At 65.6% G+C, this 20,801-nt stretch carries 18 protein-coding genes; 6 read left to right on the forward strand and 12 right to left on the reverse strand.

Annotated elements, in window-relative coordinates; genetic code table 11:
* Window positions 1-16: 16 nt before the first annotated feature.
* The 7 genes from P8R42_29295 to P8R42_29325 form a co-directional block, all read right to left on the reverse strand.
* Window positions 17-1,318, reverse strand: a complete 1,302-nt coding sequence (locus P8R42_29295; GenBank protein MDG2308695.1) for a hypothetical protein — start codon at window positions 1,316-1,318, stop codon at window positions 17-19.
* The gene (locus P8R42_29300; GenBank protein MDG2308696.1) at window positions 1,315-2,823 is read right to left on the reverse strand and encodes a TolC family protein; all 1,509 of its coding nucleotides are present in this window, start codon (window positions 2,821-2,823) and stop codon (window positions 1,315-1,317) included. Before P8R42_29300 ends, P8R42_29295 begins: the two co-directional genes overlap by 4 nt.
* A 53-nt stretch (window positions 2,824-2,876) precedes the next feature.
* Window positions 2,877-3,323 (reverse strand): nuclear transport factor 2 family protein, encoded by a 447-nt coding sequence (locus tag P8R42_29305; GenBank protein ID MDG2308697.1) that lies wholly within the window; start codon window positions 3,321-3,323, stop codon window positions 2,877-2,879.
* A 52-nt stretch (window positions 3,324-3,375) separates the two neighbouring features.
* Window positions 3,376-5,085 carry a hypothetical protein gene (locus P8R42_29310; protein ID MDG2308698.1) on the reverse strand — a complete coding sequence of 570 codons (1,710 nt, stop codon included), beginning with the start codon at window positions 5,083-5,085 and terminating at the stop codon, window positions 3,376-3,378.
* A 1-nt stretch (window position 5,086) separates the two neighbouring features.
* Window positions 5,087-5,863, reverse strand: coding sequence for an ABC transporter ATP-binding protein (locus P8R42_29315; protein ID MDG2308699.1), 777 nt, complete (start codon window positions 5,861-5,863; stop codon window positions 5,087-5,089).
* Entirely contained in the window at window positions 5,860-7,323 is a 1,464-nt protein-coding gene (locus P8R42_29320; GenBank protein MDG2308700.1) for a transglutaminase-like domain-containing protein, read from the reverse strand. Before P8R42_29320 ends, P8R42_29315 begins: the two co-directional genes overlap by 4 nt.
* A gap of 62 nt (window positions 7,324-7,385) precedes the next feature.
* Window positions 7,386-8,396 carry a glycosyltransferase family 2 protein gene (locus tag P8R42_29325; GenBank protein MDG2308701.1) on the reverse strand — a complete coding sequence of 337 codons (1,011 nt, stop codon included), beginning with the start codon at window positions 8,394-8,396 and terminating at the stop codon, window positions 7,386-7,388.
* Between the two features lie 54 nt (window positions 8,397-8,450).
* On the opposite strand from P8R42_29325, the gene P8R42_29330 reads away from it, so the two are divergent.
* Together P8R42_29330 and P8R42_29335 are read left to right on the forward strand one after the other, a co-directional pair.
* Window positions 8,451-9,260, forward strand: a complete 810-nt coding sequence (locus P8R42_29330; GenBank protein MDG2308702.1) for an enoyl-CoA hydratase-related protein — start codon at window positions 8,451-8,453, stop codon at window positions 9,258-9,260.
* 45 nt (window positions 9,261-9,305) lie between these two features.
* A complete protein-coding gene (locus P8R42_29335; GenBank protein ID MDG2308703.1) occupies window positions 9,306-10,250 on the forward strand; it encodes a DUF368 domain-containing protein in 945 nt (314 codons plus the stop codon).
* 8 nt (window positions 10,251-10,258) lie between these two features.
* Here P8R42_29335 and P8R42_29340 read toward each other — a convergent pair whose 3' ends face one another.
* Both P8R42_29340 and P8R42_29345 read right to left on the reverse strand, forming a co-directional pair.
* Window positions 10,259-11,257 (reverse strand): LLM class F420-dependent oxidoreductase, encoded by a 999-nt coding sequence (locus tag P8R42_29340; protein ID MDG2308704.1) that lies wholly within the window; start codon window positions 11,255-11,257, stop codon window positions 10,259-10,261.
* Window positions 11,258-11,300: 43 nt separating this feature from the next.
* A complete protein-coding gene (locus tag P8R42_29345) occupies window positions 11,301-11,522 on the reverse strand; it encodes an acetyl-CoA carboxylase biotin carboxyl carrier protein subunit (GenBank protein MDG2308705.1) in 222 nt (73 codons plus the stop codon).
* 77 nt (window positions 11,523-11,599) lie between these two features.
* On the opposite strand from P8R42_29345, the gene P8R42_29350 reads away from it, so the two are divergent.
* Window positions 11,600-13,105 (forward strand): sulfatase, encoded by a 1,506-nt coding sequence (locus tag P8R42_29350; protein MDG2308706.1) that lies wholly within the window; start codon window positions 11,600-11,602, stop codon window positions 13,103-13,105.
* On the forward strand, window positions 13,102-14,211 hold the full coding sequence (locus P8R42_29355) for an S-(hydroxymethyl)glutathione dehydrogenase/class III alcohol dehydrogenase (protein MDG2308707.1): 1,110 nt from the start codon (window positions 13,102-13,104) through the stop codon (window positions 14,209-14,211). The genes P8R42_29350 and P8R42_29355 overlap by 4 nt, the downstream gene beginning before the upstream one ends.
* 75 nt (window positions 14,212-14,286) lie before the next feature.
* Here P8R42_29355 and P8R42_29360 read toward each other — a convergent pair whose 3' ends face one another.
* Window positions 14,287-15,774: a wax ester/triacylglycerol synthase family O-acyltransferase gene (locus P8R42_29360; GenBank protein MDG2308708.1), complete on the reverse strand. Its 1,488-nt coding sequence runs from the start codon at window positions 15,772-15,774 to the stop codon at window positions 14,287-14,289.
* Between the two features lie 270 nt (window positions 15,775-16,044).
* Between P8R42_29360 and P8R42_29365 the strand changes: the two genes are divergently transcribed.
* Both P8R42_29365 and P8R42_29370 read left to right on the forward strand, forming a co-directional pair.
* On the forward strand, window positions 16,045-16,716 hold the full coding sequence (locus P8R42_29365; protein ID MDG2308709.1) for a TetR/AcrR family transcriptional regulator: 672 nt from the start codon (window positions 16,045-16,047) through the stop codon (window positions 16,714-16,716).
* A 22-nt stretch (window positions 16,717-16,738) separates the two neighbouring features.
* Complete coding sequence (locus P8R42_29370; GenBank protein ID MDG2308710.1) at window positions 16,739-17,578, forward strand: DNA-formamidopyrimidine glycosylase family protein; 840 nt, start codon at window positions 16,739-16,741, stop codon at window positions 17,576-17,578.
* A 14-nt stretch (window positions 17,579-17,592) separates the two neighbouring features.
* On the opposite strand, the gene P8R42_29375 is transcribed toward P8R42_29370, so the two are convergent.
* Together P8R42_29375 and P8R42_29380 are read right to left on the reverse strand one after the other, a co-directional pair.
* Window positions 17,593-18,810 carry an amidohydrolase family protein gene (locus P8R42_29375; GenBank protein ID MDG2308711.1) on the reverse strand — a complete coding sequence of 406 codons (1,218 nt, stop codon included), beginning with the start codon at window positions 18,808-18,810 and terminating at the stop codon, window positions 17,593-17,595.
* Window positions 18,811-18,886: 76 nt separating this feature from the next.
* The gene (locus P8R42_29380; GenBank protein ID MDG2308712.1) at window positions 18,887-20,584 is read right to left on the reverse strand and encodes a DUF4215 domain-containing protein; all 1,698 of its coding nucleotides are present in this window, start codon (window positions 20,582-20,584) and stop codon (window positions 18,887-18,889) included.
* Window positions 20,585-20,801 lie beyond the last annotated feature (217 nt).

The following is a 20,801-nucleotide window of genomic DNA, read 5'->3' on the forward strand; positions in this document are numbered from 1 at the left end:
ACCACGCCCGCGAGCGTCAGGCGCGCGGGAGGCGGCGCGGCTCGAAGAGGAAGGTTGCCCCTTTGCTCACCTTGGCCAGGGCGAGGGCCTGGGACGGCTCGTACGCGTCGGCCGCCGGGTCGATCAAGACATCGAAGGCGAGCCGTGCGCCGCTCCGTGGGGAAGCCGGCACGCACTGTGCCTTCGGGTTCACCGTGCCCGCGATCGCGTCGAGCGCGGGGTGGGGTGCCTTGCCAAGCCCGGCGAACCACGAGTGCGCCTCGGTCTCCTCGAAGGCCGGAGACGGTCCGAACGTGAGCCGTGCGCTGGAATCTCCGGTGATCTCGACGTGGAGATCGATGTACGCGCGCGGTTGAAAGCACGGGTGCATCTGGAACACCTTCGCGATGGACTCGATTCCATCGCCCTCGATGGCGAGCGCGGTGAGGAGTCGCTCGGCGGTGAGCGCGGCGATCCCGTCCCACTGCTGGGCTGAGAGATCGTCGGCGTCCTCCGTGCCGAAGCGCTGCTCGATGGAGAGATTGAACGCGTGCGCGAGGAGATGGATCTGCACGCCGATCTCTTGGAGTACGGTGACCAGGGCGTCGTGTGAAAGATCCTCGAGCTGAAACCCGGGATCGAATGTGCCGGAGTAGTCCGCCCAGCCGCCCGGCTCGCCGTTCGCGACGGCCTTGGTCAGCACGACGCTTGCCGCCTTCGAGCGGCGGTTGATCGCCAGGTTCGCGTGTTGCTCGTAGGCGACGCCCTCGTCGTCAATGAAGACCCTCCACCGGCAATGCGGCATCCTGTGCTCGGGGGAACGCGGGGGTCGGTGAATCGGTCTGACCTTCATGCAGGGGTGCGCCGCCGCCGCGGTCGCATCGAAGGTCGGATCCTCGATGTCGTGGCACATCGTCCGAACACGCTCTTCGCCGAACGGTTCGACGTCCATCAGGGCGCCGCAGTGTGCGAGCCAGAACTCTCCGTACTCGGGTCGGTGGAGCAGGAACTGAAAGTCCATGAACTGGTGCGGCGCACCGATGTCGAACTGCAGGTTCTTGAAGACGGTGCCGACGTCGTTCCCCTCGAACCGGAGCGCTCTTTGCATGCGTTCCGAATAGATCGGACTCGCCGCCATCCACTCGTCGATCGAGATCGCGGTCATCGCGTCTTCGCCGAAGCGCATCATGACGAGCGGAAGGCCGGCTCGGTCTTGCAGATGGCCGGACAGCAGATACTCACGGCCCAGTTCGGCAAGGACCTGCCGGGAAAAGGAGCCCAGCGTGAGTTCGGGGTCGAACGGTCCGGAGTAGTTGCGCCGCAAAGTGCTCGTCGTCACGGGGAGTTCCTCAGTTGATCCGAACCCGATTCCGAGTCCGGGATGGCGCCGGCGACGTAGGCGATGCGGGCGGCTTGGGTGAGAAGGTCGGCGCGGCTCTGCACGAGAATGTACCGCGCTTCGGCGAGGTCGCCTTCCGCTTTCAGGAGATCGACCACGGTCGCGAGGCCGTGGCGGTAGCTTTCCAGGTTTCCTTCGTACGCCTCTTGGGAGGAGTCGAGGAGTGCTTGTGCGTACTCGTACTTCTTCACGGCGGCTCGTTGGTCGTGGTATGCGCGCCAGACCGCAGCGATGGTCTCGAGTTCGGCGCGTTCGAGTCGGGCGCGGACTCGAGACGCCTCCGCTTCGGCTTCGCGGATCGTGTTCAACCGCTCGAAGCCTTCGAAGATCGACCACCGAAGGCCGAGGCCCGCGTTCCAGACCGGCGTATCGCTCTGCACTGTGGGCGGGCCGGAGAACTGGTACCACCAGGCGTCCAGCCCATAGTTCCCGGCGGCGTAGATGACGGGGTAGAGATCCGCCTTCGCTTCGCGCGCGATGGCCTCCTGCGCCCGTAGCTCCTCGACGCGGGCGGCGAGGTCTGGGCGTTCTGCGAGTGCGACGTCGATGAGTGCATCGACGCTTCCGGAAAGCTCCAGCGGGACGTCTTCCATCGGCTGGATGTGAATCGACTGATTCGCCGGAACGCCGACGGCGAGCGCGAGGTTTGCCTCGGCGTCGCTCACGAGGACCCGTGCGCTCTCGAGCTCGTACGCCGCCTTGGCTTCGGCCTGCCGTGCGAGCAGCACGTCCGAGCGCGTTGCGAGTCCTCGCGCGAGCCGCTCTTCCGCGGCGCTCGCGACCGAATGGGCGCTCACGAAATTGCTCTCGGCCGCGCGGAGCATGCCGCCGGCGGCGTCCAGGGCGAAGTACGTCGTCTGCACGGAGAAGAGGACTTCCTGGAGTGCCCGGTTGAAGTTCAGATTGGCCGCGAGAAGTTGGCGCCGTGCGCTCTCGGCCCTCTCGGGGCGGCGTCCGAAGTCGAAGAGGATCCACTCGAGCTGGACCAGCGGGGTGATCGAATACTGCGTGACGATGTTCGGCGACTCCCGTGACTCGAAGAGGTACCTCGCATTCCCGCCTTCGACCTGGACTCCGATGTCGGGCAGGTACCCGCCGAGCGTTCCTCCGAAAGCGGCGGCGCGCACGCGTGCGGCCTCCCAGGCTTCGCGCGTCCGCGGATTCGTTCGCATGGCGACGTCGACCAGCGTCGCGAGATCGTAGCTTTCTGCCGCGCTGAGCTGCCGGTCTTCCCTTGCGAGGACGCGCGTTGTCTCACGCTCGGCATCCAGGTCGCCCGCCTGCGGTTGCCATGGTTCGGAGGAGTCCTTCGGTGCCAGAGTCTCCGGTTCGAGGTACGCGGCCTTCGAGGTCGCGAAGGGGAGATTGCACGCGGCCGACAGCAGGCACGCCGCAAGGCCGATGGCTCTCTGATACCTCGCGCGTCTTTGGCGTTCGTGTCTCATCGCCCGGTCAGAGGTCGATACACGAGATTCATCGTCGAGAGAAACGAGACAGGCTACGATGGCGGCTGAATCACCGTCTGCGTCATCGTGTTGTAGCCGAATTCCTCGACGCGCTGGGCGATGCGCCAGCCGGCGGGCGTGCGGATGAGCTTGTCGTGGTACCAGCCGCCGCAGAAGAACAGCTTCGGTGGGGCGTCGCCGTTCGGTACCGCCATCGGGTTGTAGAACCCCGACCGGCCGGTCGCGGTGTCTCCGTCGAGGAGGATCTCACGGTTTATGACGAGGTGCTGTGTCATCGGGAAGCCCGCCATGGTTTCCTCGAGCCACTTCCGCACTTCCTTCACGCCGCCCTTGATGCCGCCGAACGCCGTGTAGTCGATGTGGGCATTCTCGGTGAAGCAGCTTTCCCAGAGGTTCCACTGCTTGCGGTCGACCCCGGTCGCGTAGCGGGTCAGGAGGTCGTCGATTTCGAGGCGGTCGTCGAGTTCTTCTGGGGACATGACCGGAGTTTCGCCTGAGTCGGGCCCGGTTCTCAAGTGGAGCGGTCGAAGCTTACAGACGGGCCAGGGCGCGGTGGGCCGACCTGCGAGCGACCTCGAAGGTGATCGCCAAGGCGATGAAGGTCGCGCCGAAGCAGGCGGCGATGAGGGGGGGCTCCCACCGAAGGAGAGGAAGGCTCTTGCTCGAGGTCCAGAAGAGGCGGGTGACCGGCCACGCTTCGAGGGCGCAGACGACGGTGATCACACCGAGGCAGACGACCATGTAAAGGATCGCGCCGAAGCCGGTCGCGATCTGCGCTGCGTTCTGGGTGTCGAGTCGGGGATACGCGGCGCCGAACGCGAGTCCGAGGCTCACGATGGCGGCGATGAGGGGGAGAAGCGTGATCGCGAAGACCACGGTCAAGCCGTGTCCCACATCGAGGAAGTAGTTTGTTGCAGCCACGAGGACCTGCCCGAGGAGCAGCAGAGGCACGTAGCCGATGCAGAACTTGCTCCACCACAGCTCGGGGATCGAGATCGGCGCCGAGCGCAGGATCCACCAGGAGCGTCCTTCGAGGCTCACCATCGGATAGACGAAACGGACACTGACCGCCGTCGTGACGAAAGCGGCGAGGCCCAGGTTGCAGAAGGCCGCGACGTCGCGCAGGACGATCGCGAGGGGCGTGCCGTCGGACGTGGGAAGCGCTCGGAAGTTGAAGACGTAGATCCCGACGAGCGCCGCGAGGAGCAGAAGCTGAGACCACTGGCTGGCGTCGCGCAGGAAAATCGTGACGTCCTTCGAGAGCAGTAGTCCGGTCGCGCGGGGAAGCGGTCGGGTGACGGTCTGCAGGAATCGGGCGAGGCGGCGTTCCGGCCCGGCCCCGATTCGCCCTTGCTGGGCGCGCGTCCATGCGGTGAGAAAGACCCGCTCGACGAGCGCCGTGCTCGCGAAGAACAGAACCGCCGCGGTGGTCACGAGCAGGGCGAGGAAGAAGAGCGGATCTCCCTCGCGTGCACCGAGCAGTGGGATCAACACCTCGCCGGCCCAGGTCGTGGGCAGGAAGGGGGAGGGACTACCGCCGAACCCGACGAGAAAAGCGGCGAATCCGACGAGCCCGTCCGCATCTGCGAGCCGCTCGGGGCGCAGCATCCTTGCAGTGAGAAACGCGGCACCGATCAGCAATCCGACGAGGACGAGAAGGCCGTCGCGCGCTCGCTGTGCGGGGAAGAGGAGAACCAGCCCCGTCGTGACGAGAACCCCGATCGCGCAAAAGATGAAGAGGAAGGGAACGAGGGTTGCTACCGTGCCGAGGTAGAACAGCGGGCCGGCCTCGTACACCACGCCGTAGGCGAGGAACGCCGGCAGGCCGAAGAGCAGCACCATCCACGACGAGGAGATGAGCGTCTCGATGAAGCGAGCGTGGTGCAGAAGCCGCGTGTCGACGGGCGCGGCAAGCAGGAGGTTCACGTCGTCGGCGAGGTAGAACGTCGTGAGCGCACTCACCGTGTTCGAGATCAGCAGAACCATCGCGAACGTGACGAACAGTAGGACGAGCAGACGCTGCGTGAGCAGCGGCCCAAAGTCGCCGATCGTCTGGAAGTAGTCGAGGCCGCGAACAAAGAGCGCGAAGCAGCCGATCCAGAACGCCATGGTGAGGAGCGTCCCGATCACCGGTCGGAGCTTTCGTCGTGCAGCGTTGTTTCGCATCGCGAGGACGCGCGGCGACAGGATACCGCGGAGCGATGCCCCACCGGACGTCGCGCCGGCCGAGGTCGCCACCATGCTACCACTGGCCTTCGGCGGCACCGACGAGATCGAGGAACACCGATTCGAGCGACTCGGGTGCGTCCGTTCCGTCTACCGGCACCGCGGCGCCTTCGGCCTTCGACGTCGTGCGCGAGCGGAGTTCCTCGAGGGTGCCGAGAGCGATCAGCCTGCCGCGGTCCAGCACGCCGATGGCGTCACAGAGGGCCTCGGCGACCGAGAGGCTGTGGGTCGAGAGGAAGATCGAGACGCCTTCCGCCGCGAGTTGCTGAAGCAGGCGCTGAAAGTCCTGCGCGCCTTGCGGGTCGAGCCCGACCATCGGTTCGTCGAGGACGAGGATCTTCGGGCGGTGGACGAGCGCCGCGGCGAGGGCGAGGCGTTGCTTCATACCGTGCGAGTAAGTTTCCGTAAGCTCGCCGGCCCGGTCCAGAAGGGCGAAGTCGCCGAGCAGCTCCTCGCTGCGCGACTCGCGCTCTCGTTCCGGCACGCCGTAGAGCCCTGCGACGAAGCCGAGGAACTCTCGCCCCGTCAGCTTGTCGTACAGGTACGGATGATCCGGGAGGTAGCCGGTGATCGCCTTCGCGTCGCGCGATCGCTCCTGAATGTCGAAGCCGCCGAGGGAGACGGTGCCCTTGGTGGGCTCGAGCAAGCCCATCATCATCTTGATCGTCGTCGTCTTGCCCGCGCCGTTGCGGCCGATGAAGCCGAAGACCTGGCCGGCCGGGATTTCGAACGTGAGGCGGTCGACGGCGACGAGGTCTCCGTAGCTCTTGTGGAGGCCGGCGAAGCGAATCACGAGGGGTTCTCCAACTTGGTGAACTCGAGCCGGCCGACGATATCGGCGAGCTCGAGGTGGCGTTCGGGCCCGCCCTCGAGGAACTTAACGTGAGTGGCGTCGGCGGGAAACTGGCCGAAGATCGCATCGGCGCTGACCCAGCGTCCGAGCCACAGCTCGTTCCACGCGTGGTAGTAGAAGCCGTCTTCGGCGTAGACCACGCCGGCGACGACTCGCGTCGGGATGCCTGTGGCGCGCGCGAGCGCCGCGAGGAGTACGGCGTGCTCGTTGCAGTCGCCGGTCTTTGACTCGAGCACCGCCCGGGCGCTCGGAATCGTGACGCTCATCTCCTGCGTGAGCGCGCCCCGGACCCAGTCGACGAGAAGCCGGGCCTTTCGCCCGGGGTCGGTCTCGCCTCCCACGATTTGAAGGGCCTGGGCGACGATCTCGGGGGCCTCGGATTCGATGAACGCCGACGGTTCGGTGTAGGCGGCCTCCACCATGGTTGCGTGGTCGCCCGGCGCTGCGCCGCGGAGGGACTCGCGTTCGATCTCGAGGATTCCGTTCGCGATTCGCTGCCGCGGCGGGTCGTCGGGGATCCTGCCTGCGGCTTCGCCTCCGACGGCGAGGCGGAGGTGCGACGCTTCTCTGGGCTGCTCGATCGTTCCGCTCAGCGGGATCCGGTTTTCCGTCGCGAGGTCGACGGGCGCGCTGCCCTCGATGTTTGCGACGGCGACCTCGGGGGCTTCGCGCTGAAGTCGAAAGCCGAGGGTCGCTTCTTCTCGAATGGTGGAGCCGTCCTCGGCGATCCACGCGGTCGCTTCGATGCCCTGGTGCGTCTCTCCAATTCGAACGGTCTCGATCGGCCCGTTCGGTCCGTCGATCGTCTCACGCCCCTTCACGGTGACGGTGAGTATTTCGTTCTGCATCGTGAGCGGGCTGAAGACGGTCGCGCCGTAACGCGCCCCGGGCTCTGCACCCCACAGCGCGAGCTTCGAGCGCAGCGTGGTCGGAAGATGGATCGGTTCCTCGAGAGGGATCTCGAGGGTGTTCATTGCGGTTCCGGTGCCGTGTTCGATGTGGACTCGCTCGGGAGTGACGTCACCGACGGCGGAGAACGTTGCGGCGGGGGACACCAGTCGAAACCGGAATCCCTGAAGCGCGTATTCGGAATCGGTCTTGGCCACGAGCGACGTCTGCACCTGCTGCTCGGTTCCGAGCATGGCCAGGCGGAGATTCGAATCGTCCCGGAAGGCGAGCCCGTTGGGGCCCCGGGTCGTCGAGCGGTGGGCCCAGCCGATCTTCCGGTCGTCTTGATAGATCCCGAACCACTCGTCGCTCTGCACGCGGCCCGGATCGGAGAGTGGGCTGTCTTCGAGTGCGATCAGCGGCGCGTCGGTCGGCGGTTGCTGTCGACCCACCAGCGCGGCCAGCAGTCCGAGCCACACGGCGACGACCACGACGATTCCTGCCGTTCTCACTGTGCGATCTCCCTCATGGCGCTCCTCATTGCTTCCCTTCGACGCAGGATTCTCGCAACCCTTCAGGCCGCACAGACGAAGTCACGGAGTTCCACGAAGCCCATGCGAGCCAGGGCCGCACGGACCTCGCCCCGGGGGCCCGCGCCCGCGACCGACGTGACGATCCGCTCTCCAGGGTGATCGGCCAAATCGTCGGGAGAGATGACCGGTGCACCGTGGATCCGTTGCCCGAGCCGGCCCGGATGGACCTCCACTATATGAGAGGGCTCGCGGTCGTGCGCGATTAGGGCCCGTCGGAGAATTTTCCCGGTGTGTCCATACCCCCATAGAACGTAGGTTTTCCGGTCGGCGAGGAAGCCCTGGCGCAGAAACGCCGCCTTCAGGAGGGGGAACTGCTCGATTTCGTACGCCGCGGCCGTGTGCGTCAGCCGATTGGGGTGCTCGCGCCAGGAAACCAGCCGGCGGGGCACGATTCCGAACGCGTGACCGTCTTGGTGGAGTCGGAGGAGGAAGTCGTAGTCCTCCGGCCAGCCGACATCCCGGTAGCCGTAGGATGTGAGGATCTCCCGTCGCACCAGCCAGGTCGGGTGGGCGACCGGGCTCTCGATGAACCGCTCCGCCCGAACGCGCGCCGCGTCGTCGATCGATCCGAGCCAGCGTTCGTAGGCGCGGAGCCCGTCCCTCATCGAATCGCGAGGGAAGATTCGTACGTGACACCCGACACCCGCTTCGTCGGGGTGGCGCCGCAGGTGGTCGACCTGCAAGCGGAGCCGCTCGCGATGCATCAGATCGTCGGCATCCATCCGGGCGATGAAGGTTCCGCTGCAGGCTTCGAGGCCGGCATTGAGAGTCTCGACGAGTCCGTGATGGTCGCGCCGCAGGACCCGCGCTCGCGGCTCGCGGCCTACGAACCGAGCGGCGCAATGGGCGGTGCCGTCGGTCGATCCGTCGTCGACGATCACGCACTCCCAGTCGGTAAGGGTCTGCCGCTCGAGACTTGCGAGACAGGCGGGCAGGGTGGCCTCGGCTTGGTAGACCGGTAGAAGGACCGAGACGAGCGGGGCGGCGGGCACGCACCATCCTCGCTGCGCACGTACCCGATGTCCAACACACCTCTGGAGGCCACCATGTACGAGACGATCAAAGTCGACCGTGAAGATCATCTGACCTGGCTCACGCTCAACCGCCCGGACTCGTTGAACGCGATGAATCGAACGTTGATTCGTGAGGTGAGCGACTTCTTCCAGAACCTCCCGGCGGATCGGCAGACGCGGGTCGTCGTGATGCGCGGTGCCGGACGAGCGTTTTGTGCCGGCCTGGATCTGAAGGAGACCGGGTCGCAGCAGGAGGCCGCGTCTTCTGCGGGGCCCTCGATCGTCGGAAATCTTCGAGGTCAGCGCGAGGTCAGTGAGATTGTGTTGCGCATGCGTCGCGCACCGCAGCCTATCATTGCAGCGGTCCACGGCGCGGCCGCGGGCGGTGGCTTCGGCATGGCGCTCGCCGCCGACGTTCGAATCGCCGGCACGTCGGCCCGAATGAACGCAGCGTTCATTCGGATCGGCCTATCCGCGTGCGACATCGGCGTGAGCTACTTCTTGCCGCGCCTCATCGGCGCCTCGATCGCGAGCGAGCTTCTGCTCACCGGCGACTTCATCGAAGCCGAGCGAGCGGAGCGGTTGGGTCTCGTGTCGCGAGTCGTGCCCGACGAGGAACTCGAGGCCTCGGCCCGCGAACTCGCCGGCCGGATGCTGCGCAATTCTCCGGCCGGGCTCCGGCTCACCAAGGATTGTCTCAAGCACTCCCTGGACGCGGGAAGCTTGGAACAGGTAGTCGGGATCGAGGATCGGAATCAGATCCTGTGCGTGCAGTCGCGTGATTTCAAAGAGGGCGTGACCGCGTTCCTCCAGAAGCGCCCCGCGACCTTCACCGACGACTGAGGCCGTCTGTTTGTCTCGGCCTGGCCTGACCAGTATTTCGTCGGGATGGAACGACCTGCGGACTCACCCCTGAACGACGCCAAGAACGTGGGCCGCGGCCTCCTGATGGGGGCGGCGGACATCGTGCCGGGCGTGTCCGGCGGAACGATGGCGCTGATCCTCGGAATCTACGAGCGCCTCATCGCCGCGATCAGTCACATCGATCTCACGCTGCTGGGCCTCGTGAAGAATCGTCGCTGGGGGGACGCGATGGCGCACGCGGATCTTCGCTTCCTCGTCACGCTCCTCGCGGGAATCGGCGCGGGCGTCGTGAGTCTCGCGAGCTTGATGCACTACCTGCTCGAACACGAGATGGCGGCGACCTTCGGTGCGTTCTTCGGGCTGATCCTCGCGTCGAGTTGGCTCGTTGCGAAGCTCATCGAGCACTGGGGGCCCGGTGAGTTCGCCTCGGCGGCACTCGGTGCGGTGTTCGCCTTCTGGCTGACCGGGCTCGTGCCCGTGGTCGCCGAACCGAGCTACCCGTACATCTTCTTCAGCGGATCGGTCGCCATCTGCGCGATGATCCTCCCCGGAATCAGCGGCGCCTTCGTCCTCCTGATTCTCGGCATGTACTACCACGTGACGGGGCTGCTGAAGGGCCTCGCGTCTGGCGGCTTCACCGGCGACGCCATCATGACGTTGGTGGTCTTCGGCGCGGGTTGCGTGACCGGTATCCTCGTCTTCAGCCGCGTTCTGCGATTCCTGTTGGATCGCTTCCACGGCGTCACGATGGCCGTGCTCTGCGGCTTCATGTTCGGATCGCTGCGCAAAATCTGGCCGTACAAGATCGAGATCGATCCCGATCCGGCCAAGAAGTTCAAGGCTCGCGTCTTCGAGAACGTGCTGCCCTGGGACGCACCCGACGGGATGATCATCCCCGTCGTGATGATCGTCGTCGGGATTGCGTTCGTGCTGGTCCTCGAGCGCGTCAGTCGCCCGAATGAGACCTGACTCGTAGTCTACAGAAGGATCTCCGCCACGGTGCGCAGTGAGTTCACGTCGGTCGCGCCGACGAGGAGCGTCGTCACGCGGCTTTCCTTCCACGCGCCGAGCCGGTCGCGGATGCGCTCCTTGGAGCCGACGAGCGAGATGCTGTCGGCAAAGTCGTCCGGAACGACCTGCGCGGCTTCGTCGCGCTTCCCTTCGGCGAACAGGTCCTGGATCTTCTCGACTTCCGCGCCGTAGCCGAAGCGTGTGACGAGGTTCGCGTGGAAGTTCTTCTTCCGGGCGCCCATGCCGCCGATGTAGAAGGCGAGCATGTACTTGACCGGGAGCAATGCCTGCTCGAGATCGTCGTTTACGTTGACCTGAACCGGGGGGATGACCATGAAGTCGTCGCTCGCATTGGTGAGCGACTCTTCGTATACGTCCTTGTGGAACGGCGAGTAGTACAGCGGCAGCCAGCCGTCGCACAGTTCGGTCGCCATCTGGATGTTCTTCGGGCCTTCGGCGCCGAGCAGGACGGGGATGTGACTGCGCAGGGGCTTGTTGATGAGCTTCAGCGGCTTGCCGAGGCCCGAGCCGCCCTTGAGCGGAAGTTGGTAGTGCTCGCCCTCGAACGTGAGGGGCCCCTCGCGCTTCATCATCTCGCGGAAGAGCGAGATGAACTCGCGTGAACGCCCGAGCGGTTTTGGGAACGGCTGGCCGTACCAGCCCTCGACCACCTGAGGGCCGGATACGCCGAAACCCAACATGAGTCGACCACCCGAGAGGTGATCGAGCGTCATCGCGGTCATGGCGACGCACGCTGGGGTGCGGGCCGAGATCTGGACGATGCCCGTACCGAGCTTGATCTTGGAGGTCTGCGCCGCGATCCAGGTGAGCGGGGTGATCGCGTCGGAGCCGTAGGCTTCGGCAGTCCAGACCGAGTCGAAGCCGAGGTTTTCGGCCTCGATTGCGAGGGGGGCAGGGTTCTGGGGACCCGTCATCCAATAGCCGACCATCAATCCGAGCTTCATGGATGGATGGCTAACGCGCGGTCCCCGGGAATGCGAGGTGGGTCTACGCCAGGGTGACGAGCAGCGCGTCCTCGGCCACCTGGGTTTCGAGCTCGACCTCGATCGATGCGATCGTGCCGTCGCGGGGGGCGACCACGGGGATCTCGACCTTCATCGACTCGATGACGAGGAGCTCCTGGTCTTCGGTCACGGATTCGCCCGGAGCGACGAGGATCTCGAGAATGGTGCCGACGGCGGGGCTGCGAATCTCGGTGGGAGCGCTCATCCGCCTTGTTTCGCAGACTGCTGCCAGAGTGTCACGCCGCGTGGCTGGACCGCGGAGGGCGTGTCATACTTCGCCGGATGAGCAACGAGACGTCCGAGGCGCCGGCGAGTGGCTGGCTCCGCTGGCTAGCGCTCGCGGTGGTCGTCGTCTCGCTGGGGGTGCTCGTCTTCACCCGGGACTTCGATGGTCCGCCCGCGACCCGGGAAGGACCGCCGTCGATCGTCTTGGTCCTAATCGACACGCTTCGTGCCGACTATCTGGGCACGTATGGGTTCGAGGGCGACATCTCCCCGGAGTTGGATCGGGTGGCGGACGAATCGATCGTGTTCGAGAGCGCGTTCAGCCAGGCTCCGTGGACGAAGCCGGCCATTGCCTCGCTCTTCACCTCTCTGCATCCGGAGCAGCACGGCGTGATTGCCCATATGGGGCGCTACGGGGATCGTGAAGGAGAGAGCCCGCGCGCGAGTGCGTTGCCGCAACGCGCGGTGACGATGGCGGAGATGCTTCGCGGGGCCGGGTACGAGACGGCGGCGTTCATCGCCAACCCGTGGATCCAGCGGCGTCTCGGGTTCGCGCAGGGCTTCGATGTGTTCGACGCGAAGGACGTGGGCAATCAGGTGCCCGCGCGGGTTCTGCTCGACAAGGCCGGTGCGTGGCTCGCGCAGCGCGAGCAAGACAAGCCCTTTTTCCTCTACATCCACTTGATGGATGTGCACGGGCCCTACGATGCGCCGCAAGACGACTTCGATGCGCTCGCGGGCAGCCCGGGCCTCGGCGAGCCGCGCCCGCTGACACTGGCCGAAGCGCAGCGGAGGAAGTCGTACCTGATGCGCGCCGGCGGGACGCACGGCGACGATCTCGCGCTGGAGGCGTGGCGCGGTTCGTACGCCGCTGGTGTCCGCTCGGTCGATCGTCAAGTCGGCGCGTTCCTCACCGGCCTTTCCCGCGGTGGCGTTCTGGACGACGCGCTTCTCGTCATCACGTCCGATCATGGCGAGGAACTCGCGGACCATGGCGCGTGGGACCACGGAGGCACGCTGTTCGACGAGCAGATTCGCGTGCCGTTGCTCGTACGTTTGCCCGGCGCGAATCCGGATGGTCGGCGCGTCGAGCGGGTCGTCAGTCTGATCGACCTCATGCCGACCCTCTTGCGGGTCGCGGGGAGCACCGTGCCCAAGGGCCTCGCGGGCGAGGATCTGGGACCGCTTCTGGCCGGACAAGAAATCGAGAAACCCGGAGTCGCCTACGCTTCCGGGGTGAAGTGGCGCCCGGCCGCGAAGGCGGTGCGCACGCGGGACAGCAAGCTCGTTCGGTCCGGCGACGTGACGTGGGTATTCGACGTCGCGACGGACCCGGGCGAAACCCGCGGCGTTCCGCCGGGGTCGATCGAGATCGAAGAGCTCGCCGCCATTCTCGACGAACACGGAGAGAAGCTCGCCGCCGGACCCTCGTTCCGCACCGAGGCAGCCACGATGGCTCCGGGAACGCGCGACAAGCTCCGCGCTCTCGGATATCTAGACGAGGGCCCCCCGCCCGAGCCGACCCCACCCGCCGATCAAACCGAACAGGAGAAGGAAACGTGAAGGTACGAGCCGCAGTCGCCACCGAGGCCGGAAAGCCACTCTCGATTGAAACCGTGGACCTCGAAGGTCCGAAGGCCGGCGAGGTTCTCGTCGAGATCAAGGCGACAGGGATTTGTCACACCGATGCGTTCACGCTCTCCGGCGACGATCCCGAGGGGATTTTCCCGGCCGTGCTCGGTCATGAGGGGGCAGGCATCGTCGTCGACGTCGGCGCCGGAGTGACGAGTGTGGCCAAGGGCGATCACGTCATCCCGCTCTACACGCCGGAGTGCCGGCAGTGTGAGTACTGCACGTCGGGGAAGACGAATCTCTGTCAGGCGATCCGGACGACGCAGGGGCAGGGGCTCATGCCCGACGGCACGAGCCGGTTCTCGCTCGGTGGCGCCGAGCTGTACCACTACATGGGCACGTCGACGTTCTCGAACTTCACCGTGCTCCCCGAGATCGCCCTCGCGAAGATCCGGCCGGACGCCCCGTTCGACAAGGTCTGTTACATCGGTTGCGGGGTGACGACGGGCATCGGCGCGGTGATCAACACCGCCAAAGTGCAGGCGGGGGACAACGTCGTGGTGTTTGGTCTCGGCGGAATCGGACTGAACGTCCTTCAGGGCGCGCGCATGGTCGGTGCCGGCATGATCATCGGCGTCGACACGAACGAGACCAAGCGCCCCCTCGCCGAGAAGTTCGGCATGACGCACTTCGTTAACCCGAAGGAAGTCGAAGGCGACCTCGCGCCGTACCTCGTCGACCTCACGAAGGGTGGGGCCGACTACAGCTTCGAGTGCATCGGCAACGTGAACACGATGCGCCAGGCCCTCGAGTGCTGTCACAAGGGTTGGGGCGAGAGCATCATCATCGGCGTGGCTCCCGCGGGTGCGGAGATCTCCACGCGGCCCTTCCAACTCGTGACCGGTCGCGTGTGGCGCGGCACCGCCTTCGGTGGCGCCAAGGGCCGTACTCAGGTTCCGCAGATCGTCGACTGGTACATGGACGGGAAGATCAACATCGACGACCTGATCACCCACAAGATGCCGCTCGAGGATATCAATCAGGGCTTCGACCTCATGCACGAGGGCAAGTCGATCCGCAGCGTCGTCGAGTTCTAGTCGAGTCTTAGCGGCGCCGGGTACCGCTGTGCGCTGTCGACGGGGCCCCCTCGACGGCACGTGTGGCCGCGTCGATTACGCGGCGGCGATGCTGCGCTCAGGAATGACGAGCCGGCCGGCCGGGCGCTTGTGCGAGGCTCGCACCGGCGCCGTTTCTTCGGCGGTCGGTAGCGCGGCGTCGCGCAGCTCGGCGAACGCCTCATCGAGGCACTCGGCGAGCACCCACGCGTCGGGGATCATCTCCGGGTCGGTGGTGACGCCGATGTCGAGGCGGCCTACGAAGCTCACGGCGGTGAAGTTCAGGCCCTGTGTCGGGGCGAGTACCGAGATGGGGAACACGCGGTGGACGCGGGCGCCGGCGATGTACAGCGGAACGGGCGGGCCGGGTACGTTCGACACGACTGCGTTCGTGGGCAGGGTGCCGGTGTACTCGGCGAGACCGCTCAGTGTCCGAAAGCCGAGGTTGATCAACGCCGGCGGCAGCACTTCTCCGAGCGATGGAATGGCGGTCTCGCGAAGGCGGCTCGTCACCTCTTTGGCGAGCGTCGCGCTTTGGTGGATCGCACGGACGCGCTCGACCGGATCGTCGATGTCGGTCGCGCAGGACACGACCATGTGCGCGACTTTGTTCGAGGACTCTTTGTCGCCCTTCACTCGCGTCGAGACGGGGCACGAGACCGCGAGGCTCGCGTTGAGCTCTTCGCCGTTGCGTTCGGCGTACTTGCGCATCGCGGCGCCGCAAAGGCCGATCACGACGTCGTTGAGTTTCACGCCGAGGACGCCCTTGATGGCCTTCACTTCGTCGAGCGGGAGCGAGGTGTAGGCGAACCGTCGGCCAGGGCCGAGCTCTGCGTTGAAGCTTAGGCGCGGTGCGGCACCAGGCAGTCCTTCGGTGCCATGTTCGAGCACGTACGGGATCATGTTGGCGCCGCGTCGGAGGGCCTGGAATCCGTAGCCCACAACGGCCCCCGGAAGAGTCACCAGGTTGGTGAAGCCCTCCAGCGCGCGCGAGAACTCGCTCGGAATCTCCTCAGTGGTTGGCTTGGTCGGAAGCGGAGTCGGAGGGTCTGCGGGCTCCGGCTCGAGATCGCACAGGATGACGCTCAGGTCGGCGCCCTTCATGCCGTCCATCAGCGCGTGGTGCGTCTTCATGTAGATGGCTGCGGCCGGCTCTCCGTCGAGCTCGACGCCCTCGATGAACCACATCTCCCAGAGAGCGCGGCGTCGATCGAGTTTCTGCTCGTGCAGGTAGCCGCAGAGGTCGGCCAGCTCGCGCATTCCGCCCGGGGAGGGAACGGCGATTCGGTGCAGGTGGCGGGAGAGATCGAAGGACTCGTCCTCCATCAGGTACGGGCGCGCGAGCCCCAAGGGGGCCTCGGCAAGGCGGGAGACGAACTCGGGGCCGGCGAGGTTTAGGCGGGCCGCCAGGTTCCGGGCGACGCGGTCGAAGCTGAAGCTCTTGGCCTCGGTCGGGTCGAGAATGATCAGGCCCCCAACGTGCGCATGTACCTCCGACGTCTCCATGGAGACGAAAAGGGAATCCGTGCCAGACAGCTGCTTCATGACTTCTCTCTCTATTTTCCGGTTTACTTCAGCCGACGACCGGCTAAACGTTCTTTGATCTCTTTTGGAAACTCGTCTGTTTCCTAAGAATACGGAATTGGTGCGAATGGTGCAATGCCCTTACCCGTCGATTTATATGTAGAAATTCTAATTTCTTGGAGCAGCGCTGCCTGTACTGAAGGTTCGGGGCGGGCTGTGGGCCCCGGAAGATATCTATCTGTTTCCCTTGAGAGCTCCAGTGGGGCAGGATAGGATCGGGGCGTTCCCCGCATGGATAGGGAAGAAATAAAGAAACGGGCCGAGGCGAAGGTTCGCCGGGAGCAGGCTCGGACGCAGATGTACCAGGACCTGGTCCTGGAGTGCGCCGAGCGTCTGTTCTCCAAGAGCGGCTTCGGCCAGGTGACGATGCGGGACATCGCGGTCGAGGCCGCGATCTCGCCGAAGACGCTCTACGCCGTCTTCCCGGGCAAGGACGAGATCTACGCCGAGGTTGCGCGGCGCCGGAGCCTGGTGCTTCTCGACGCGCTCCGCACGGCGATGGCCGGTGACGACTCGACGATCGAGCGCATGCGCCGCGGTCTGCACGCGCTGGTTCGATTCCTGGTCGAGCACCGCGCGTTCTTCCACATCATGATGCGCGAGTCGCGGTCGTGGGGGCTCCTGCCAACGGGCGAGGCTTCGTCGAGCGGCGACTGGCGGGCGGGGCACAGGCTGCAGGCCGAGCTGATGCAGGCGGGGATCGACGAGGGCGTTTTCTACGATGGCGACCCGGAGTTGATGGCTGCCATCTCCTTGTCAACGACCCAGGTCTACCTGGCCGCGAAGCTCGAAGGCCCGGGCGACCCGGACTCCGTTGCGATCTCCGAAGAGATATTCGACCAGGTTCAACGCAGCCTTCGCAAGCTGCCTCCGCTCGCCCTCGAGGACTCGAACGCCGGCTGAGTCCGGGCGGCTTCGCGCAACGATGCCGGAGCTGCCGGAGGTCGAGTTCGGACGCAAGGTTGCCGAGCGTGTGGCGCTCGGTCGTCGCATCGAGCGGGTTCGTTGTGCGCAGGACCGTATCGTCTTCGAAGGGGTGGCGCCTCGGACGGTCGCGCGTGTCCTACGGGGGAGAACCGTGACCGCCGTTCGCCGACACGGAAAGCAGATCTGGTTCGAGCTAGACGAGCGACCCTGGCCACTCATTCATTTCGGGATGACGGGAGCGTTCCGCGTGCCTGAAGAGACGCCGCTCCCCCTCGAGTCGAGTGCGCGTGTCGTCGATCGGAGCTGGCCGCCGCGCTTTGCGAAGGTCCACTTCTGGTTCTCTGACGGCGGCGAGTTGGTGATGACGAACGCGCGCCGTCTCGGCCGCATCCGTCTGCAGCAGAACCCGCTCGGAGAGGCGCCGCTCGCGAAGTTGGGGTTCGATCCGCTGACGAACATGCCGCCTCTCGCCGAGTTTCGGCGTTTGCTGGCGGGCCGCGGTGGGACCGTGGTGAAGGGGCTCCTGCTGGATCAGGCATTCGCGGCGGGCGTCGGGAACTGGATTGCCGACGAGGTGCTCTACCGGGCGGGGATCGACCCCCGAAGGAAGACCCGCGATCTCGAACCGGATGAAGTGAAGGCCCTGCACAGAGCCCTCCGTGCGGTGATTCGCAAGGCGGTCTCGGTCGATGCGCGGAAGGACCTCTTCCCGAAGTTGTGGCTCTTCCATGCCCGCTGGGGGAAGGAGAGCGACGCGGCGCTCTCCGACGGAACACCGGTCGAGCACATGACGGTCGCTGGCCGCACGACGGCCTGGGTTCCGTCCAGGCAGCGCTAGCCCAGATTGCGCGCTCAGGGAACGATCTTGGGCGGCAGCGGGTGGCGATAGAGCTTGGCTGCGTTGCCGTGGGTGATCGCGTGGATCTCTTCGAGGGGCAGCTCGCCGATCACGTCGTCGATCACCTGCTGGGTGTTGGGCCAGGTGCCGTCGCCGTGTGGGTAGTCGCTCTCGAACAGGATGTTCTCGACCCCGATCCGGTAACGAGTGCAGACCGTCGACGGATCTTCGATCATGCAGAACCAGAAATTCCGCCTTAGGCACTCGGAGGGGGAGATCTTCGGATCCGGCCACCCTTTGCCGTAACCCGAACGGCTCATGATGTTGTCGAGTCGGTCCATGAGCGTCGCGACCCAACCGATGCCGCCTTCGGACATCGCGATCTTGAGCTCCGGGTACTTCGCGGGCCATCCGCTCCACAGCCACTCCGCGCACGAGCCGAGTGCCATCGGTCCGAACTGGGTGGCGCCCAGTTCCAACATCGGCGCCCCCTCCGGCATCTTCGGAAAGCCCGACGAGCCGACGTGGAGGTTCAGCACGGTGCCGGTCTCAGCGCAGGCCCGGATGATCGGTTCCCAGTAGTCCATGAAGCAGGAGGGAAGACCCTGCTCGTGCGGCTGCTCGGGCACGGTCACGGCGGTGAACCCGCGCTTCGCGTTGCGCCGGATCTCCTCGGCGCCCTTCTCGGGGTCGGAAAGGAAGGTGATCCCGAGCGGCACAATCCTCTCTGGATACGACCCGTGCCACTCCTCGAAGAGCCAGTCGTTCCACGCGCGCGTACAGGCGAGGCCGAGATCCTGATCCTTCGACTCGCTGAACAAGGTGCCGCCGAAGCCCGTCACGCCGGACGGAAAGTTCACCGACGCCCAGGTGCCGTTCAGATCCATGTCCTTGATCCGCGCGTGGATGTCCCAGCAGCCCCGCCGCACTTCGTCGAAGCGTGCGGGCTCGACGCGGTGGTCCTCCCGCGGCCGCCCGGCAACGCACATGAAGCCGACCTGGAAGTAGGGGGTGTCCTCGTACTGCCAGACCTCGTGCCCCTCCTCGGTCTCCACGACTCGGGGCGCCGCCGCCTCGAACTTCTTGGGCATGCGGCCCTCGAAGGTGTGCGGAGGCTCGAGCAGGTGATCGTCGACGGAGATGAAGGTGTATTTCTCCGCGCGCGGCTCGGGGTCGGGGAGGAGCGGGTTGGTGGCGGGGCGTTTTACGCCGAGCTTGATGATTCTGGGCATGGGCTGTCCCTATACAACGAAAAAGGGGGACGGCCACTGGCCGTCCCCCTCCTTCACGTGATGTGTCTCTTGGCTCCTAGTCGAGCAAGCCAGCCGGCTTGTCCAGGAAGGCCATGCACGCCGATCCGCAGGTCATCGACTGACCCGGGTTGGTGGTGCCCGGGCTGTCGGTGTTCGTCGGGCAGAACAGGCCCATCTGGCCGGAGCAGACGAGCGCGCCGAGCTCCGACGGGTCCGTCCACTCGCTCGCGCTCGATGCGCGCGAGAGGCTGCTCGAGTTTTTGTAGATCGACACCTGCTCGAGGAAGCCTTCGTCCCTCTCGGCGCTGTACGGAGCATCGATGTGGAAGAAGCCACCGTACGTGCCGGTGTTCTGCACGATGCCCTCGTAGCCCACGGCATCCACGTAGCCGTTCAGGTTGTCGAGGAGCAGGAAGCCGTCGGGGCAGCTCGAGTCGGTGTTGGTCAAGTGGCCGTTCTTGAGATTCGAGTCACTGGCCGAACCCGGCAAGGTCACGTCGCAGTCCGACACGTGCGTCGACGTGTCGGTGAAGCAGACGACGAAGAAGCCGATTCCGGTGCCGGTGTCGTCCGCGAGGACGCTTCCGCCCGGGATGGTCGCGACGAAATGCGCATCGCCCGCGTTGATGAAGCTCGGCGTGAGGCATCCACCGCCGGCACCTTCGACCGACACGACCTGGTAGCCCGCCAAGTCGAGGCCGGCTGGGCCGGCGATCTCGACGAACTCGTCGCGGTCGGTGTTGGGGAAGCCGTCGTTCGAGTCGTAGTCGAACTCGTTGACCCATGGCTGCAGGAAGTCGCCGCCACACGCGCCGCCGGAGCAAGCGTCGTTCACCGTGCAGCCGTTGCTGTCGTCGCACGGGTCGGTGTTGGGGGCGTTAGTGCAGGTTCCGGCGCCGTCACAAACGTCATCGGTGCAGAGGTTGGCGTCGTCTGTGCAGCCGCTGCCGTTCGGCTCGAAGCCGCAAAGGGCATCGCAGCAGTCACCGCTGACGGTGCCGCCGTCGTCACAGTCCTCGCCGGCGTTCAAGATGTCGTCGCCGCAGACTTCGAGCAGGCACGCGTCACTGCAGCCGTCGCCGTTCACGAGGTTGCCGTCGTCGCAGGCTTCGCCCGTGGCCTGGATGCCGTTGCCGCAGGCCGTGACAGTGCAGTTTGTGTCGCAGCCGTCACCGTCGACGGCGTTGCCGTCGTCGCAGTCCTCACCGGTCTCGGTCACGGCGTTGCCGCAGATTTCCTGGCAGACTGTCGTCGTTCCGTTGATCTTGATGTTGTTGACGAGGTTCTTCTTGAAGAGGCTCGGCGGAGTCTCCCAGCGGCCGCAGTACTGCTCGGCGCCGACCGTGAACCGGGTCTCGACCCAGGAGACCGGGCCGGTAACCGGATCCAGGGAGTAGTCGCCGCTCTGGATCTTGGCTTTCAGGATCCCGCCCTTGTACTTGATTGTGCGGATGCCACCCGGCCCGCCGAGAGCGGCTTTGTAGCTGTAACCCGATCCGGCGGCCTTCCAGTTGCCGCAGGGCAGGGCGACCGATGCGTGTGCGCTGTTTGACGTCAGGACCTGGAGACTCGATGCGTTCGCGCCGGCACACGTCGGGTTCACGAGAGGACCGATGGCCGGATCCTTGTACGTGAACTTCAGGATGTCCTTTTTGGGGATGAAGTGTTCTTTGGCCACGAGCGCCTTGCCCCCGGACAAGGTCGTGAAGGCGAGTGCGGTTGTGCTCGAGAGCAACACTGTACAGGCAAGCATGAGAACGAAAGCAGACAGGGGGAGACGCGTATGCATGGGACCTCCAGGATCCGTATTTTCCCTGCCTCCGCACAGAGAGTTCTTCGGACAATTGTTCCGCTTTTGGAGGGGATCGGTCAAGGTATTACGCGGCTTCTCGCGATGGCAGTCGCCATGGGCGAGGCTTGACGAGTTGTCATTGCGCCGAGCGGGCGGAGTCGGTGGGGACTGCTAGGGA

Source organism: Candidatus Binatia bacterium (genome assembly GCA_029243485.1).
Taxonomy (GTDB): Bacteria; Desulfobacterota; Binatia; order UBA12015; family UBA12015; genus VGTG01.